At 73.1% G+C, this 16,942-nt stretch carries 13 protein-coding genes; 10 read left to right on the forward strand and 3 right to left on the reverse strand.

Annotation, left to right across the window (positions count from 1 at the left end; translation table 11 throughout):
* The first annotated feature begins 18 nt into the window (after positions 1 to 18).
* Positions 19 to 561 (forward strand): DUF2690 domain-containing protein, encoded by a 543-nt coding sequence (locus ACZ6WH_RS22940; RefSeq protein ID WP_469730125.1) that lies wholly within the window; start codon positions 19 to 21, stop codon positions 559 to 561.
* Between the two features lie 31 nt (positions 562 to 592).
* Here ACZ6WH_RS22940 and ACZ6WH_RS22945 read toward each other — a convergent pair whose 3' ends face one another.
* Positions 593 to 1,282: a GDSL-type esterase/lipase family protein gene (locus ACZ6WH_RS22945; protein ID WP_469730126.1), complete on the reverse strand. Its 690-nt coding sequence runs from the start codon at positions 1,280 to 1,282 to the stop codon at positions 593 to 595.
* A 90-nt stretch (positions 1,283 to 1,372) separates the two neighbouring features.
* On the opposite strand from ACZ6WH_RS22945, the gene ACZ6WH_RS22950 reads away from it, so the two are divergent.
* A complete protein-coding gene (locus ACZ6WH_RS22950) occupies positions 1,373 to 2,386 on the forward strand; it encodes a hypothetical protein (RefSeq protein ID WP_469730127.1) in 1,014 nt (337 codons plus the stop codon).
* Positions 2,387 to 2,501: 115 nt separating this feature from the next.
* Here ACZ6WH_RS22950 and serC read toward each other — a convergent pair whose 3' ends face one another.
* Entirely contained in the window at positions 2,502 to 3,620 is a 1,119-nt protein-coding gene (gene serC / locus ACZ6WH_RS22955; RefSeq protein WP_469730128.1) for a phosphoserine transaminase, read from the reverse strand.
* A gap of 125 nt (positions 3,621 to 3,745) precedes the next feature.
* Here serC and ACZ6WH_RS22960 point away from each other — a divergent pair, with 125 nt between their 5' ends.
* The 3 genes from ACZ6WH_RS22960 (at position 3,746) to ACZ6WH_RS22970 (ending at position 9,021) form a co-directional block, all read left to right on the forward strand.
* Positions 3,746 to 6,613: an FAD-binding and (Fe-S)-binding domain-containing protein gene (locus ACZ6WH_RS22960; RefSeq protein WP_469730130.1), complete on the forward strand. Its 2,868-nt coding sequence runs from the start codon at positions 3,746 to 3,748 to the stop codon at positions 6,611 to 6,613.
* A 198-nt stretch (positions 6,614 to 6,811) separates the two neighbouring features.
* Positions 6,812 to 7,720 (forward strand): EamA family transporter, encoded by a 909-nt coding sequence (locus ACZ6WH_RS22965; protein ID WP_469730663.1) that lies wholly within the window; start codon positions 6,812 to 6,814, stop codon positions 7,718 to 7,720.
* Between the two features lie 338 nt (positions 7,721 to 8,058).
* Positions 8,059 to 9,021 carry a phage baseplate protein gene (locus tag ACZ6WH_RS22970; protein WP_469730132.1) on the forward strand — a complete coding sequence of 321 codons (963 nt, stop codon included), beginning with the start codon at positions 8,059 to 8,061 and terminating at the stop codon, positions 9,019 to 9,021.
* An 11-nt stretch (positions 9,022 to 9,032) separates the two neighbouring features.
* Here the strand turns inward: ACZ6WH_RS22970 and ACZ6WH_RS22975 are convergent, their stop codons facing one another.
* Positions 9,033 to 9,392: a cupin domain-containing protein gene (locus ACZ6WH_RS22975; RefSeq protein ID WP_432857931.1), complete on the reverse strand. Its 360-nt coding sequence runs from the start codon at positions 9,390 to 9,392 to the stop codon at positions 9,033 to 9,035.
* A 258-nt stretch (positions 9,393 to 9,650) separates the two neighbouring features.
* Between ACZ6WH_RS22975 and ACZ6WH_RS22980 the strand changes: the two genes are divergently transcribed.
* From ACZ6WH_RS22980 to ACZ6WH_RS23000, 5 genes are read left to right on the forward strand one after another with little or no spacing between them, the layout of a single operon-like run.
* Positions 9,651 to 10,475 (forward strand): TIGR03084 family metal-binding protein, encoded by an 825-nt coding sequence (locus tag ACZ6WH_RS22980; RefSeq protein ID WP_469730135.1) that lies wholly within the window; start codon positions 9,651 to 9,653, stop codon positions 10,473 to 10,475.
* Entirely contained in the window at positions 10,472 to 12,193 is a 1,722-nt protein-coding gene (locus ACZ6WH_RS22985) for an acyclic terpene utilization AtuA family protein (protein ID WP_469730137.1), read from the forward strand. Before ACZ6WH_RS22980 ends, ACZ6WH_RS22985 begins: the two co-directional genes overlap by 4 nt.
* Complete coding sequence (locus ACZ6WH_RS22990; RefSeq protein WP_469730139.1) at positions 12,190 to 13,788, forward strand: acyl-CoA carboxylase subunit beta; 1,599 nt, start codon at positions 12,190 to 12,192, stop codon at positions 13,786 to 13,788. Before ACZ6WH_RS22985 ends, ACZ6WH_RS22990 begins: the two co-directional genes overlap by 4 nt.
* Before the next feature lie 17 nt (positions 13,789 to 13,805).
* A complete protein-coding gene (locus ACZ6WH_RS22995; protein WP_469730665.1) occupies positions 13,806 to 15,659 on the forward strand; it encodes an acetyl/propionyl/methylcrotonyl-CoA carboxylase subunit alpha in 1,854 nt (617 codons plus the stop codon).
* A 25-nt stretch (positions 15,660 to 15,684) separates the two neighbouring features.
* On the forward strand, positions 15,685 to 16,878 hold the full coding sequence (locus ACZ6WH_RS23000) for an acyl-CoA dehydrogenase family protein (RefSeq protein ID WP_469730141.1): 1,194 nt from the start codon (positions 15,685 to 15,687) through the stop codon (positions 16,876 to 16,878).
* Positions 16,879 to 16,942: the final 64 nt, after the last annotated feature.

A 16,942-nucleotide genomic window follows, 5' to 3' on the forward strand; every position in this document is an offset into this window, starting at 1 on the left:
GTTCTCTCTGGAGACCGGATGGGCACAGCAGGCGGTGACACCAACAGCTCGCACCGGCCGACGCGGGGGCGCTGGGCGGCGGCCTGGGCCTGGTTGCGGGCTCACTCGACGCATGCGCTGGTCGTCGCGGTGGCCGGTGGCCTCGTACCGGTCGTGGTCCAGTACGCACTGCCCGACGACCCGCCGCCGGCGACCTGCCCCGGTCCCGGCTGCGACGGCAGGAACCCGCAGAAGGAAGGCTGCTCCGCCGACGCCGTCGGATGGCAGCCCCCGCGCGGCAACCCCGTGGCGCTGCAGGTGCGGTACAGCAAGCACTGCGGTGTCCTGTGGGCCCGGATCCTCGATGGCGAGCAGGGTGACCAGGTGACCATCCAGGTGAGCGGCGGCTCGCAGAAGGCGGCGCTGGTCGCCTACGGGAAGGACCAGTTCACCCCGATGGCCTCGGTCGACGACACGTTCCGTGCCACGGCGTGCGCGGTGCCGACGACGTACGACACCAGGAAGGGGGACTGGAAGAAGTACTGCGTGCGGGTGTCGCAGCGCACCGCGTGGGGCGGGTGACCGCATCCCGTCGGGGAGGTCCGGGTCCGGCCTAGCGCGGTGCCGGTTCGTACGGGCCGCCCACGTCCCACCCCTGGTGCATCGCGTCGGCGAAGGCCGCCGCGAGCAGGTGTTCGCCGGAGGGGGAGGGATGCGTGCCGTCGTACGTGTCGCGGTCGAGGATGTAGTCCGACGGGGGAGAGGCGAGGAGCAACGGCGACTGCGGGGTGGAGAGGTCGGCGACGGCTTTCGCCAGGAGTTCGTTGAAGCGGTCGCACTCGGCGGCGAAGAGGGGATCCGTCAGGGCTCGTATGTTGGGGATGACGGGGAGGAGTACGGCGCGCACGTGCGGGCGTACGGCCCGTGCCTCGGCGAAGAAGCGGCGGGCGTTCGCGGCGGTCTGCGCCGCGTCCGTGTAGAAGCCGAGGTCGATCAGGCCGAGGGAGATGAGCAGCGTGTCGGCCTTGTGGGCGCGTACGGCGTCGGCGATGAGCGGGGCCATGTGCAGCCAGCCCTCGCCCCAGCCGGCGAGATGGCGGCGGGCGCGCTCGGGGAAGCCGGGGTCGCCGTAGTCGTACGAGACGGGTTCGGCGGCGGCGACGTCGTAGAGCGTGTCGCGCGGGCCGACGATTCGGTACGGGCCGCCGTATGTGCGGTTGAGGTGCTGCCACATGCGGTAGCGCCAGGTGTAGTCGCCGGCGGAGCCGATGGTCATGGAGTCGCCGACGAACATGATCCGCATCCGGCCATTTTCGCCGATCACCGGCGTGGCCGGTACGTGACGCCCGCCACGTGCCCCCGTACACCGCCGCGCTGGTGGGAAGCTGGGGGCATGCGTTCGCTTCTGTGCGCGGCAGGTGCCGCGGGGGTACTGCTCTTCGTGTCGGCCGCCGGCGCCGTGGCCGCGTCCGGCGGTGAGCCGGAGCAGTTCACGATCAAGGACCCGCGGATCACCGAGTCCAGCGGTCTGGCCGCCAGCCGCGCGCACCCCGGCGTCTACTGGACGCACAACGACAGCGACGACGGGCCCTACGTCTACGCCGTGGATTCCCGGACCGGGCGGACCGTCGCGACCGTCACCATGCGGGGGGTCGGCGATCCGCGTGACGTGGAGGCGATTTCGGTCGGGCCGGACGGCGATCTGTACGTCGGCGACATCGGGGACAACCTCGGCGGTTCCTGGGACCACGTCTGGATCTACCGCTTCCCGGAGCCGAAGCAGCTGCGCGATCAGACGGTGACGGCCACCCAGTACGACGTGAAGTACGCGGACGGTCCGCGGGACGCCGAGGCGATGATGGTCCATCCGAAGACCGGCCGGGTGTACGTCGTGTCGAAGAAGGAGGACGGGGGTGCGGCGCTGTACGCCGGGCCGGAGCGGCTGAGCACGTCCGGGCCGAACGTCTTCGGACGGGTCTCCGGCATCGACATGTGGGTCACCGACGGCGCGTTCTCGCCGGACGGCAGCCGGCTGATGCTGCGCAGCTACTTCGGCGGCCGGATGTTCCGCTGGCAGGACGGCCGCCCGAAGGACGACATCGGCAGCATCGGCGTACCGATACAGGGGCAGGGCGAGTCCGTCACGTTCACCCCGGACGGGCGGACGCTGATGTTCGGGTCGGAGGGGGAGAACAGCGAGGTGCGGCCGGTCGGGCTGAGCGGGAAGCAGCTGCCGGACTCGGTCTCCGCCACTCCGGGCGGTGGTGACGAGAACGGCACGGGCGGCTCCGGTGACTCCTCCGACTCCGGCGATTCGGAGAAGAGCAACCCGGCGGTCACCGGGATCTTCGTCATCGCCGTGGCCATGGTGGCGATCATCGCCATCCGCAGGCGCGGCCGCCGCTGAGCGCGCGGCAGGCGCCACGGGGTACGTCACAGAACGCGGCAGGCGCCACGGAACGCGTACGGGCCCCGGCGATCACCTCGCCGGGGCCCTTCCGTATGTCACCGCAGGCGGACGACTACAGCTTGTCGATCACGTAGTCGATGCAGTTCGTCAGGGCCTCGACGTCGGCCGGGTCGATGGCCGGGAACATCGCGACGCGCAGCTGGTTGCGGCCGAGCTTGCGGTACGGGTCGGTGTCGACGATGCCGTTGGCGCGCAGGGCCTTGGCGACGGCCGCGGCGTCCACGTCGTCGTTGAAGTCGATCGTGCCGATGACCTGCGAGCGCTTGGCCGGGTCGGTGACGAACGGGGTGGCGTACTTGGAGTCCTCGGCCCAGCCGTACAGGGTGCGCGCGGAGGTCGCCGTGCGGCGGACCGCCCAGTCCAGGCCGCCCTGGCCGTTGATCCACTCCAGCTGCTCGTTGAGCAGGAAGAGGGTGGAGAGGGCGGGGGTGTTGTACGTCTGGTTCTTGAGGGAGTTGTCGATCGCCGTGGGGAGCGAGAAGAACTCCGGGATGTGCCGGCCGGAGGCGTGGACCGCGCGGGCGCGCTCCAGGGCGGCGGGGGAGAAGACACCGATCCACAGGCCGCCGTCGGAGGCGAAGGACTTCTGCGGGGCGAAGTAGTAGACGTCCGTCTCGGAGACGTCGACCGGGAGGCCGCCGGCGCCGGAGGTGGCGTCGACCAGGACGAGCGAGCCCTCGTCGGCGCCCGCGACGCGCTTGATCGGCGCGGCGACACCGGTGGAGGTCTCGTTGTGCGTGAAGGCGTAGACGTCCACGCCCTCCTCCGCCTGCGGCTCCGGGTGCGTACCGGGCTCGGAGGAGATGACGGTGGGCTCCTCCAGCCAGGGCGCGAGCTTGCTGGCCTTGGCGAACTTGGAGGAGAACTCACCGAAGGTGAGGTGCTGGGACTTGCGCTCGATCAGACCGTGCGTCGCGATGTCCCAGAACGCGGTGGAGCCGCCGTTGCCGAGCACGACCTCGTAGCCCTCGGGGAGCTGGAAGAGGTCGCGGACGCCCTCGCGCACCTTGCCGACCAGGTTCTTCACCGGGGCCTGGCGGTGGGAAGTGCCGAGGAGAGAGGTTCCGGTGGCGGCCAGGGCGTCGACCGCCTCCGTACGCACCTTGGAGGGGCCCGCGCCGAAGCGACCGTCGGCGGGCTTGATGTCAGCGGGAATCTGGATATCAGCCACAGGCGAAGCCTAATCCGTCGGGCCGCCGGGTTCTGACCCGAGTCCAGCCGTTGAGACGGGAGTGTCCGGGGATGGCCGGGCGTCGCAGCCCATCTCCCGGCGTCCCGCGGGGCAGGCTGAGGGGTATGGCTGAGCGTGCGCAGAGGGAGACAGGGACAGGGACGGCGGACCAGGAGCTGGTACGGGCGCTGACGGCGGCCGTACGGGGGGAGGTGTCGGGGACCCCGGCGGACCGGGCGCTGGTGACCATGGACGCGTCGAACTACCGGCGGGTGCCGCGGGCGGTCGTCGCGCCCCGTGATGCGGCGGACGTGGCGGCGGCGCTGCGGGTCTGCCGGGAGCACGGGGTGCCGGTGGTGCCGCGCGGCGGCGGTACGTCCATCGCCGGGCAGGCCACCGGTACGGGTGTGGTGCTGGACTTCACCCGCCACATGCGGCGGATCGAGTCGCTGGACCCGGAGGCGCGGACGGCCGTGGTCCAGCCGGGCGTGATCTGCGACGAGCTGCGCACCGCGGCCGGCGCGCACGGCCTGACCTTCGGGCCCGACCCGTCCACGCACAGCCGCTGCACGATCGGCGGCATGATCGGCAACAACTCCTGCGGCTCGCACTCGGTGGCGTGGGGGACGACCGCGGACAATGTGCATGCCCTGGACGTGCTGACGTACGGGGGCGAGCGGGTGCGGGCCGGGCAGGGGCTCGACGGGGTGCCGGGCGCCCTCGCGGACGGCGTGCGTGCCCTGGTCGACGGGAACCTCGCGCTGCTGCGCACCGGCTTCCCCGAGCTGCCGCGCCGGATCTCCGGCTACGCGCTGGACACGCTGCTCCCCGAGAACGGGGTCGATCTGGCGCGGGCGCTGACCGGCAGCGAGGGCACGCTCGGGGTGCTCACCGCAGCGACCGTGAAACTGGTCGAGGCGCCGGCGGCCCGGGCCCTGGCCGTGCTGGGGTACCCGGACGAGAGCGCCGCCGCCGAGGCCGCGCACACCCTCCTGCCGTACGAGCCGCTGACGGTCGAGGGCATGGCGTCCGACCTGGTGCCGGACGCGGGCGGGCTGCCCAAAGGGGGCGCCTGGCTCTTCGTGGAGACGGGCGGCTCCTCGCCGGCGGAGGCGCGGGCGCGGGCCGAGGAGATGTGCCGGGCGGCGGCCGCCGACGGCGTCACGGACCACATGGTGGTGTCCGATCCGGCGGGGCAGCGCGTCCTGTGGCGGGTCCGCGAGGACGCCTCGGGGACGGCGACCCGGATGCCCGACGGGAGCGAGGCATGGCCCGGCTGGGAGGACTGCGCCGTACCGCCGGAGCGGCTGGGCGGCTACCTCCGCGACTTCCGGGCGCTGCTCTCCCAGCACGGGCTGCGCGGCACCCCGTACGGCCACTTCGGCGACGGCTGCATCCACGTACGCATCGACTTCGACCTGCTCACCGGTCCCGGCATCCGCCGCTTCCGGGAGTTCTCGCACGACCTGGGGGACCTGGTCGTCGCGCACGGCGGCTCGCTGTCCGGCGAGCACGGCGACGGGCAGGCTCGCGCCGAGCTGCTGCCGAAGATGTACGGGCCGGAACTGACGGGCCTCTTCGGTCGTTTCAAGGACATGTGGGACCCGGCGGGCGGGCTCAACCCCGGCATGCTCGTCCGTCCGCACCGCATGGACGACAATCTCCGCTTCGCCGTGCTGCCCAAGCAGCCGGTCGACGTGGAGTTCGGATACCCGCACGACAAGGGCGACTTCTCCGCCGCCGTACGGCGCTGCGTCGGCGTCGCCAAGTGCCGCAACACCTCCGTCCCGGGCGCGGGCGTGATGTGCCCGTCCTTCCGCGCGACGGGGGAGGAGCGGCACTCCACCCGCGGCCGCGCCCGGCTGCTGCACGAGATGCTGGCGGGCGAGGTGGTCACGGACGGCTGGCGGTCGGCCGAGGTGCACGACGCGCTCGACCTCTGCCTGTCCTGCAAGGGCTGCCGCAGCGACTGCCCGGTGGGTGTGGACATGGCGACGTACAAGGCGGAGTTCCTGCACCACCACTACGCGGGCCGGCTGCGGCCCGCCGCGCACTACGCCATGGGGCGGCTGCCGCTGTGGCTGCGTGCCGCGTCCGTCGCCCGGCTGGCTCCCGTGCTCAACGCGGCGGCCGGGGTCGGCCCGCTCGCCGCCGTGGCCAAGCGGGCGGGCGGCATCGCGGCGGAGCGCACGATCCCCGAGATCGCGCCGGAGCCGTTCACGCGCTGGTTCGCCCGCCGCTTCCGTGCCCGTACGACCGGCTTCCGGCCGCGGATCATCCCGCGGGCGAAGGCCGCCACCCTCTGGCCCGACACCTTCACCACCTACCTCGCACCGTCCGTGGGGCAGGCCGCCGTGCGGGTCCTGGAGGCCGCGGGCAAGGAGGTCGTGCTCCCGGCGGCGCCCGGCAAGGCCGTCTGCTGCGGCCTGACCTACGTCTCCACCGGCCAGCTCGACCAGGCGCGCAAGGTGATGCGCCGCACCCTGGACCACATCGGCCCGGCCCTCGGCCGCCCGCTGGTCGTCCTGGAGCCGAGCTGCGCGGCCACGCTCCGTACCGATCTGCCGGAGCTGCTTTCGGACGACCCGCGCGCGGCCGAACTGGCCCGCTCGGTGCGGACCCTCGCCCAGTACCTGGAGGAGTGCGCGCCGGACTGGCAGCCGCCCCGGATCGACCGTCCCGTGGCCGGTCAGACCCACTGCCACCAGCACGCGGTCCTCGGTGACGCGGCCGAGCGGCGGCTGCGGGAGCGGGCGGGGCTGACGGGCGAGCTGAGCGGCGGCTGCTGCGGTCTCGCGGGCAACTTCGGCTTCGAACGCGGGCATTACGACGTTTCCGTGGCGTGTGCAGAAGAGCAACTGCTGCCTGCCGTACGGGGCGCTGACCCGTCCGCCGAGATCGTCGCCGATGGCTTCTCCTGCCGTACGCAACTGTCTCAGCTGGGAGAACGGCCCGGACGTCACCTCGCGGAGGTGCTGGCGGAGCACCTGTGACGGAACGGCCGGAAATGTGCGATCGCAACGAATTCGCGGAAAGTGCATTTTTCCGTGCGGCGGCCGGACCGTAGCTTGGGGCACGTGAATCATTCGTCTCCCTCGGCCGGCGCGCAGGCCGGCCCCCGTTCCCGCGCTTCCTCCGGCCTCCCGGACGCCGGTGAGCCCTCGCGGCTCGCGGCGTCCGACGCGGGCGCGCTGCCCGTAGCGGTACCGGCCTCGGAGGAGGTCCGGCGGGCCGAGCGGGCGGCCCGGGCGGACGGCTCCCGCAGCCGCATGGTGTCCGTGGGGCTGGTGATCGGCGGCATCATCTCGCTGCAGTTCGGCTCCTCCGTGGCCGTGCTGCTGTTCCCACGGGCCGGCGCGCTCGGTGTGGTCACCCTGCGCCTCGTCGTCGCGGCGCTCGTCCTGCTCGTGGCCTGCCGCCCGAAGCTGCGCGGCTACTCACGCGGCGACTGGGCCACCGTGGTCGGCTTCGGCTTCGCGCTGGCCGGCATGAACTCCCTCTTCTACCTGGCGATCGACCGCATCCCGCTGGGCGCGGCGGTCACCCTGGAGTTCCTCGGCCCGCTGGTGCTGTCCATCGTCACCTCCCGGCGCGCGCTGAGCCTGGTGTGGGCGGCGCTCGCGCTGGGCGGCGTCGCGCTGCTGGGCCGCGAGGGCTTCGACGGGCTGAACCTGTTCGGCGCCGGGTGCGCGCTGACGGCCGGCGCGCTGTGGGCGGCGTACATCCTGCTGTCGGCCCGCGCGGGACAGCGCTTCCCGCAGGCCGACGGGCTGGCGCTGGCGATGACCGTCGCCGCCGTCCTCACCCTGCCGCTGGGCGTCACGACCTCCGGCGCCGCGCTGCTCGACCCGGTCACGATCGGGCTGGGCGCCGCCGTCGCGATGATGTCCTCGGTGCTGCCGTACACCCTTGAGCTGCTCGCCCTGCGCAAGCTCCCGGCCTCCGGCTTCGCGGTCATGATGAGCCTGGAGCCGGCCGCGGCGGCGACGGCGGGCTTCCTGGTCCTGCACCAGGCGCTCGGCTGGGCCGAGGTCGCCGCCATCGGCATGGTCGTCCTCGCGAGCGTCGGCGCCGTCCGCTCGGCGAGTTCGGGGCACTGACCCGAAGCCGGCGAGCTCCGGTCACCGGCCCGCTTCCGTCACCGCCCCCGATCCCTGCCGCCGTTGGTGTGAGGGGCCGGGGGCGGATGGATGAAGCCGCCGGAAAACGAGTGTGGTGCCTGTCCGCCATCGGTCACACGTCTTCCGTACGGAAAGAGGACGTACGGACGACGACGCACGGGACGGCGACGGAGGGGCGACGCGGTATGACGGGGATCGGGCGCAGGGAACTTCTCAGGTTCGGAGGCGCCGCGGTTCTCGGCGGTCCGGCGCTGCTCACAGGCCCGGCCGAGGCGGCCCCGCGGCCCCCGGGCCCGGGCCGCAAGCCGGTGCCCACGGTGAAACCGGCACCCGCCGACGTCGGCATGCCGGACATCGCCCTGCCCGGCGCCGCACCGGGCGGCGGCGGGTACATCGACGTGTCCGGGCCGGCCGCCTCGCTGCTCCAGAAGAAGCGGCTCACGCACACCTCGGTCCTCCAGTCCTTCGCGTTCGACGAGGGCAACGGCTACATCTACGCCCTCCAGGTCGTGCAGGGCGGCGTCCGCCTCAGGGGCGAGACACGCACGTACACCCACGCACAGCGGGTCACCCGCGGCGACCTCTGCCTGAACCGCCTCACCATGGCCGGGCGGCTGAAGGACCGGATGTTCCTCAAGGGCTTCGGGCACGGCGGCTCGATCGGCGTCCAAGAACGGCCGGGCCGGGCGCCCCTGCTGTGGACGGAGTGGGACGTCAACCCCGCCTCCGGCTACGGCCGCGGCATCGCCCGCTTCACCTACACCCCGAACCGCGTCCTGCGGGCCGGCGACCGTTCGCTGACCACCTTCCACCCGCAGCCGGGCACCACGAAGAACCAGCCGGCCGTCGACATGGCCACCGGCCGGCTGCTGCTCCGCTACCGCCGCAAGGGCATCTACCGCTACGCGCTCTACGACCTGGACGACTTCGTCCGCGGCGCGAAGCCCAAGGCGCTCACCGACGTCCCGCAGCCGCCGCTGCGCAAGGGCGTCTTCTACCAGGGCCTGGCGCTCTCGGGGAACTACGCGTACCAGCTCACCGGCAGCCCGTACGGCCCCGGCAACCCGGCCTCCGGGCCCGGCGACGCCCGCCTGGCCGGCATCGACCTGCGCACCGGCACCGTCCTCCAGGACGTCCGTACGACGGCCGGTCGGAAGCTGCGCCCGCGCGAGCCGGAGGGGCTGGCGGTGCTGCGCCGCGGCGGCGACCAGCTGGTCGCGGGCTTCACTTCGGGCAAGGTCAACCGCCGCCGCTTCTCGCTGTACGCACACGGCGGCTGAGTGCGTTCCTCCTACGTCGACTTCGCGTACTGCTGGGCCATGACGCCGGCGAAGTCGTACACCACGACCGTGTCGTCACCCACGACCCAGGCGTCGTGCCCGGGGGAGATCACGAAGACGTCGCCGGGGCCGGCTTCGCCCTCCGTGCCGTCGTCCATGCGGACGCCCATGTGCCCTTGCACGACATAGCCGTTGTGCGGCACCTCGCAGCTCGTGGTCCCCGCGAGCGGTGCCACGCACTCGGACCAGCGCCAGCCGGGCTCGAAGGTCGCCCTGGCGAAGTCCAGCCCGGAGAGGTGGACGGTGTCGAGGTGGCCACGGGGGAACTCGCGCCGTTCGTCCGGCTTCTCAATCGTTTTGACCTCAAGCATGAGGGGTCCTTTCGTCGACAGGCCCGTGTCATGCCTCCGGGGCCCGTCACCACCCCTCCGGCGGTGTTCACGGACCGGCCACAGCGCCGGACGGACCTCTCCCTTCCATGATGCGCCCGCCCGGGAGCGACGGCGCGGCAGAAAATCATGCATGCGTGCTTGATTGTTTCTGGGGCGACTGCCACTCTCTTAAGCCGCACCACACACGTCAACGCGGCCCACCCGCCTGCGAGTCGGGCCTGATGAGGGGAGTGCAGCGTGTCCGATCCGAGCCCGGTCCTCGCCGACCTGCACGCGGAGGGGGAGGCGCTGGACGGCCTCGTGGGACGGCTCGCCGGGGACCGCTGGGCGCTGCCGACGCCCGCCGCCGGCTGGACGATCGCCCACCAGATCGCCCACCTCGCCTGGACCGACCAGCAGGCCCTGCACGCGGCCACCGACCCGGACGGCTTCCGGCGCGCCGCCGAGGCGGCGCTCGCCGCCCCGGACACCTTCGTCGACGAGGGCGCCGAGGACGGGGCCCGCCGCCCGCCCGCCGAGCTGCTGGCCCACTGGCGTACGGGCCGCGCGGCCCTCCACGACGCGCTCGCCGGGCACCCCGGCGGCCGGCTGCCGTGGTTCGGGCCGCCGATGAGCGTCACCTCGATGGCCACCGCGCGGCTCATGGAGACCTGGGCGCACGGCCAGGACGTGGCCGATGCGCTCGGCGTCGTACGGGAGCCCACGGCGCGGCTGCGGCACGTCGCCCACATCGGCGTACGGGCCCGGAACTTCGCCTACTTCGCGCACGGGCTCACGCCGCCGGAGGAGGAGTTCCACGTCGAGCTGCGCGCCCCGGACGGCGGGCTCTGGACGTGGGGGCCCGAGGACGCGGCGCAGCGGGTGACCGGCGACGCGCTCGGCTTCTGCCTGCTGGTCACCCAGCGGGCGCACCGCGACGACGTGGCGGTGACGGCGGAGGGCGCGGAGGCCGACCGCTGGCTGGGCATCGCGCAGGCCTTCGCGGGGCCGCCGGGTGCCGGTCGCGGCCCCCGGTCCGCAACGCCGAAGGAGCCCACAGCGCCGAAGGAGCCCACCGCGTGACCCCCGCGATACCCGGGGAGCCCACGGCTCCCCTCCGCATCGGCAATGCCTCCGGATTCTACGGCGACCGCTTCGGCGCGCTGGAGGAGATGCTCACCGGCGGCCCGCTCGACATCCTCACCGGCGACTACCTCGCCGAACTGACCATGCTCATCCTGGGCCGCGACCGCCTGGAGGACCCGGGCCGCGGCTACGCGAAGACCTTCCTGCGGCAGCTGGAGACCGGCCTCGGGCTGGCCGCCGAACGCGGGGTACGGATCGTCACCAACGCGGGCGGCCTCAACCCGGCCGGACTCGCCGACGCCGTACGGGAGTTGGCGGAGAAGGCCGGCGTGCCCGTGCGTGTCGCGCACGTCGAGGGCGACGACCTGCTCGCCCGCGGGGGATGGCCCGACGGCACCCTGACGGCCAACGCCTACCTCGGCGGTGGCGGCATCGCGGAGTGCCTGCGGTCCGGCGCCGAGGTGGTCGTCACCGGCAGGGTCACCGACGCCGCGCTGGTCAGCGGGGCCGCGGCCGCGCACTTCGGGTGGCGGCCCGACGACCACGACCGGCTGGCGGGGGCGGTGATCGCCGGGCACGTCCTGGAGTGCGGCACCCAGGCCACCGGCGGCAACTACTCCTTCTTCGGCGCGCTCGACATGCGCCGCCCCGGCTTCCCGCTCGCCGAGATCGCCGCCGACGGCTCCGCCGTGATCACCAAGCACCCGGGGACCGGCGGCGCCGTCACGGTCGGCACGGTCACCGCGCAGCTGCTGTACGAGACGACGGGCGCCCGGTACGCCGGACCCGACGTGACCGCCCGGCTGGACACCGCCCGGCTCACCCAGGACGGCCCGGACCGGGTGCGGATCGACGGTGTACGGGGCGAGGCGCCGCCGCCCACCCTCAAGACCGGCCTGACCCGGCTCGGCGGCTGGCGCAACGAGGTCACGTTCGTGCTGACCGGGCTGGACGTGGACCTCAAGGCGAGGCTCGTGCGCGAGCAGATGGAGGCCGCCTTCGACGCGGCGGGCCGCCGCCCCGCCGAGGTGGACTGGCGGCTCGCCCGCACCGACCACCCCGACGCGGCATCCGAGGAGGAGGCCAGCGCGCTGCTGCGGCTGGTGGTCCGCGACCCGGACCAGGACGCGGTGGGCCGGGTGATCAGCGGTGCCGCGGTCGAACTCGCCCTCGGCAGCTACCCGGGCTTCCACGTCACGGCGCCGCCCGGCAAGGGCGCCCCGTACGGCGTCTTCGAAGCCGCGTACGTACCGGTGGGGGAGGTCCCGCACGTCGCCGTGCTGCCGGACGGTCGCCGCGTGACCGTCGAACCGGCGACGGTGACAAGGGAGTTGATACGGGAGCCCGACCCTCCCCTCCCCGAACCCCTGCACCACGACGGCACCACCCGCCGCGCGCCCCTCGGCCTCGTCGCCGGGGCCCGCAGCGGCGACAAGGGCGGCGCGGCCAACGTCGGGGTGTGGGCGCGTACGGACGAGGCGTGGGCCTGGCTGGCGCACGAGCTGACCACCGAACGGCTCCGCACGCTCCTCCCGGAGGCCGCCGGCCTGCCCGTCGAGCGGCACGTGCTGCCGAACCTGCGGGCGCTGAACTTCGTGATCGACGGACTGCTCGGCGCGGGCGTGGCCTCCCAGGCCCGCTTCGACCCGCAGGCCAAGGCCCTGGGCGAGTGGCTGCGCGCCCGCCACCTGGACATACCGGAGGTACTGCTGTGACCGTGCTCGGCACGGGGCTGGACACCGCGAGCCCCGAGTACGCGGAGAACCGCGCGGCGCTCCTCGCCAAGCTGGACGAACTGGCCGCCGAGCAGGCCAAGGCGGTCGCCGGCGGCGGGGAGAAGTACGTCGAGCGGCACCGCAGACGCGGCAAGCTGCTCGCCCGCGAACGCATCGAGCTGCTGCTCGACCCCGATACCCCGTTCCTGGAGCTGTCGCCGCTCGCCGCGTGGGGGAGCGACTATCAGGTGGGCGCCTCGCTGGTCACCGGCATCGGCGTGATCGAGGGCGTGGAGTGCCTGGTCACCGCCAACGACCCGACCGTACGCGGCGGCGCCTCCAACCCCTGGACGCTGAAGAAGGCGCTGCGCGCCAACGAGATCGCGTACGCCAACCGGCTGCCCGTCGTCTCGCTGGTGGAGTCCGGCGGCGCCGACCTGCCCAGCCAGAAGGAGATCTTCATCCCGGGCGGGGCGCTCTTCAAGGACCTCACCCGGCTCTCGGCCGCCGGCATCCCGACCGTCGCCGTGGTCTTCGGCAACTCCACCGCGGGCGGCGCGTACGTCCCCGGCATGTCCGACCACGTGATCATGGTCAAGGAGCGGGCCAAGGTCTTCCTCGGCGGGCCGCCGCTGGTGAAGATGGCCACCGGCGAGGAGAGCGACGACGAGTCCCTCGGCGGCGCCGAGATGCACGCCCGTACGTCGGGGCTCGCGGACCACTTCGCGGTCGACGAGCCGGACGCGCTGCGCCGGGCCCGCCGGGTCGTCGCCCGCCTCAACTGGCAGAAGGCGCACGCCGACCCCCAGCTCGCCGAGCCCCCGAAGTACGACGAGGACGAGCTGCTGGGCATCGTCCCCGACGACCTCAAGGCCCCCTTCGACCCGCGCGAGGTCATCGCCCGGCTCGTCGACGGCTCGGACTTCGACGAGTTCAAGCCGCTGTACGGGCCCTCGCTGACGACCGGCTGGGCGCGGCTGCACGGCTACCCGGTCGGCATCCTCGCCAACGCGCAGGGCGTGCTGTTCAGCGAGGAGTCGCAGAAGGCCGCGCAGTTCATCCAGCTCGCCAACCAGCGCGACATCCCGCTGCTCTTCCTGCACAACACCACCGGCTACATGGTCGGCAAGGAGTACGAGCAGGGCGGCATCATCAAGCACGGCGCGATGATGATCAACGCGGTGTCGAATTCGACGGTGCCGCACCTGTCGGTGCTGATGGGAGCCTCGTACGGGGCGGGGCACTACGGCATGTGCGGCCGCGCGTACGACCCCCGCTTCCTCTTCGCCTGGCCCAGCGCCAAGTCCGCCGTCATGGGCCCGCAGCAGCTGGCGGGCGTCCTGTCGATCGTGGCCCGCGCCTCGGCCGCCGCCAAGGGGCAGCCGTACGACGACGAGGCGGACGCCGGGCTGCGCGCGATGGTCGAGCAGCAGATCGAGTCCGAGTCGCTGCCGATGTTCCTGTCCGGCCGGCTCTACGACGACGGCGTCATCGACCCGCGCGACACCCGCACCGTCCTCGGCCTGTGCCTGTCGGCGATCCACACCGCACCGTACGAGGGCGCCCGCGGCGGCTTCGGCGTCTTCAGGATGTAGGGGACCTCATGACCTCCGTGATCTCTTCTCTCCTCGTCGCCAACCGCGGCGAGATCGCCCGCCGGGTCTTCCGCACCTGCCGGGAGCTGGGCATCGCCACCGTCGCCGTGCACTCCGACGCGGACGCCGGAGCGCCGCACGTCAGGGAGGCGGACGCGGCCGTACGGCTCCCGGGGGACGCGCCCGCCGACACGTACCTGCGGGGCGACCTGATCGTGAAGGCCGCACTGGACGCCGGGGCCGACGCCGTCCACCCCGGCTACGGCTTCCTCTCCGAGAACGCGGAGTTCGCCACCGCGGTCGCCGACGCCGGCCTGACCTGGGTCGGCCCGCCGCCCGCCGCCATCGAGGCGATGGCGTCCAAGACCCGGGCCAAGGAGCTGATGGGCATCGCCCCGCTCGCCGAGGTCACGGCGGACGATCTGCCGGTGCTGGTGAAGGCGGCGGCGGGCGGCGGCGGCCGCGGCATGCGTGTCGTCCGCGACCTGGCCGACCTGGACGGCGAGCTGGCGGCGGCCCGCGCGGAGGCCGCCAGCGCCTTCGGCGACGGCGAGGTGTTCGTCGAGCCGTACATCGAGGACGGCCGCCACGTCGAGGTGCAGATCCTCGCCGACGCGCACGGCACCGTCTGGCCGCTGGGCACTCGCGACTGCTCCCTCCAGCGCCGCCACCAGAAGGTCATCGAGGAGGCACCGGCGCCCGGCCTCACACCGGAACTGACGGAAACGCTGTACGAGATGGCGGTACGCGCGGCGCGCGCCACCGACTACCGCGGCGCGGGCACCGTCGAGTTCCTCGTCGTCGGCTCCACCGCCCACTTCCTGGAGATGAACACCCGCCTCCAGGTCGAACACCCGGTGACCGAGGAGATCTTCGGCATCGACCTGGTCGCGCTCCAGCTCCGCGTCGCCGAGGGCGAGGCGCTGCCGGACACCCCGCCGGAGCCGCGCGGCCACGCCGTCGAGGCCCGCCTCTACGCCGAGGACCCGGCCGCCGGCTGGGCCCCGCAGACCGGCACCCTGCACCGTCTCGACGTCCCCGGCGTCCGCCTGGACTCCGGCTGCGCCGACGGCGACACCATCGGCATCCACTACGACCCGATGCTCGCCAAGGCCGTCGCCTGGGCACCCACCCGCGCCGCCGCCGTCCGCATACTGGCGGGCACCCTGGAGCGGGCCCGCGTCCACGGGCCGGTGACCAACCGCGACCTGCTCGTACGTTCCCTGCGCCACCCGGAGTTCACCGGCGCCGCCATGGACACCGGCTTCTACGACCGCCACCTGCCCGCGCTCACGGCCGCCGCCCCCGACCCGCACGCGCCACTGGCCGCAGCGCTCGCCGACACGCACGGCCGTTCGCGCTTCGGCGGCTGGCGCAACGTGCCCTCCCAGCCGCAGGTCAAGCGGTACCGCACCGAGGCGGACGGCGAGGAGCACGAGGCGCGCTATTGGCACACCCGCGACGGCCTCACGGCGGACGGCGTGCAGGTCGTGGCGGTCTCGGCCGACCGTGTCGTCCTGGAGTCCGGCGGGGTGCGCCGCACCTACGAGGTCGCCGTCCACGGCGACCGGGTGTACGTCGACTCCCCGCTCGGCGCCACGGCCCTCACCGCGCTGCCCCGCTTCCCCGACCCCACGGCCCGCCAGGAACCCGGATCGCTGCTGGCGCCGATGCCCGGCACGGTGGTCCGCGTCGCGGACGGGGTCACCGAGGGGGCCCGCGTGGCGGCCGGGCAGCCGCTGCTGTGGCTGGAGGCGATGAAGATGGAACACAAGATCACTGCGCCTGCGACCGGGACGGTGACGGCACTGCACGCCGAGCCCGGCCGCCAGGTCGAGGTGGGCGCCCTCCTGGCCGTCGTTTCCGACTGACCGACACCCCTCGAAGGAGCACCCCGTGAGCCTGATCGAAACCGAAGAGCAGCAGGCCCTCCGCGCGGCCGTCGCCGCGCTCGGCAAGCGGTACGGACGCGAGTACTTCACCCGCGTCGTCGCCGAGGGCAAGCACACCGACGATCTCTGGGCCGAGGCCGCCAAGCTCGGCTACCTGGGCGTCAACCTGCCCGAGGAGCACGGCGGCGGAGGCGGCGGCATCACCGAACTCGCCATCGTCCTGGAGGAGCTGGGCGCGGCCGGCTGCCCCCTGCTGATGCTCGTGGTCTCGCCCGCCATCTGCGGCACCGTCATCGCCCGCTTCGGCACCGAGGAGCAGAAGCGGCAGTGGCTGCCCGGTCTCGCCGACGGCTCCCGCAAGATGGCGTTCGGCATCACCGAGCCCGACGCCGGCTCCAACTCGCACCGCATCACCACCACGGCGCGCCGCGACCCGGAGACCGGCGGCTGGATACTCAACGGCCGCAAGGTCTTCATCTCCGGCGTCGACATCGCCGAGGCCACGCTGATCGTCGGCCGTACGGAGGACGCGAAGACGGGCAAGCTCAAGCCCTGTCTCTTCATCGTCCCGCGCGAAGCGCCGGGCTTCTCCCGCAGCCCGATCGACATGGAACTGGCGGCGCCGGAGAAGCAGTTCGAGCTGGTGCTGGACGATGTGAAGCTGCCCGCCGACGCGCTGGTGGGTGGGGGCCCCTCCCACGCTTTCGGCAGTGGGGGAGAGGACGCCGGTCTCCTCCAGCTCTTCGCCGGGCTCAACCCCGAGCGCATCATGACCGCAGCGTTCGCCCTCGGCATGGCCCGCTACGCCCTGGGCCGGGCCCTGGAGTACGCCCGCGACCGGCAGGTCTGGAAGGTGCCCGTCGGCGCCCACCAGGCCATCGCCCACCCGCTCGCCCAGTGCCACATCGACATCGAGCTGGCCCGGCTGATGATGCACAAGGCGGCCCATCTCTACGACAGCGGCGACGACATGGGCGCGGGCGAGGCCGCCAACATGGCCAAGTACGCGGCGGGGGAGGCCGCGGTGAAGACCGTCGACCAGGCCGTGCACACCCTCGGCGGCAACGGCCTCACCGCGGAGTACGGCCTCGCCTCGATGATCACCGCGGCCCGGGTGGCCAGAATCGCCCCGGTCAGCCGGGAGATGATCCTCAACTTTGTCTCCCACCAGTCCCTGGGTCTCCCCAAGTCCTACTGAGACCGCCATGCTGCGGAACACCGTCCGACACCGCAGCCGCAGAAGCCGGCTGCCGACCACCGAG

This window comes from Streptomyces sp. NPDC050806, from assembly GCF_055586425.1.

Excerpts from the sequence above, each read along its gene's own strand:
- ACZ6WH_RS22940 (WP_469730125.1), top strand. The coding sequence starts at position 19 with ATGGGCACAGCAGGCGGTGACACCAACAGCTCGCACCGGCCGACGCGG.
- ACZ6WH_RS22945 (WP_469730126.1), bottom strand. The coding sequence starts at position 1,282 with ATGCGGATCATGTTCGTCGGCGACTCCATGACCATCGGCTCCGCCGGC.
- ACZ6WH_RS22950 (WP_469730127.1), top strand. The coding sequence starts at position 1,373 with ATGCGTTCGCTTCTGTGCGCGGCAGGTGCCGCGGGGGTACTGCTCTTC.
- ACZ6WH_RS22960 (WP_469730130.1), top strand. The coding sequence starts at position 3,746 with ATGGCTGAGCGTGCGCAGAGGGAGACAGGGACAGGGACGGCGGACCAG.
- ACZ6WH_RS22975 (WP_432857931.1), bottom strand. The coding sequence starts at position 9,392 with ATGCTTGAGGTCAAAACGATTGAGAAGCCGGACGAACGGCGCGAGTTC.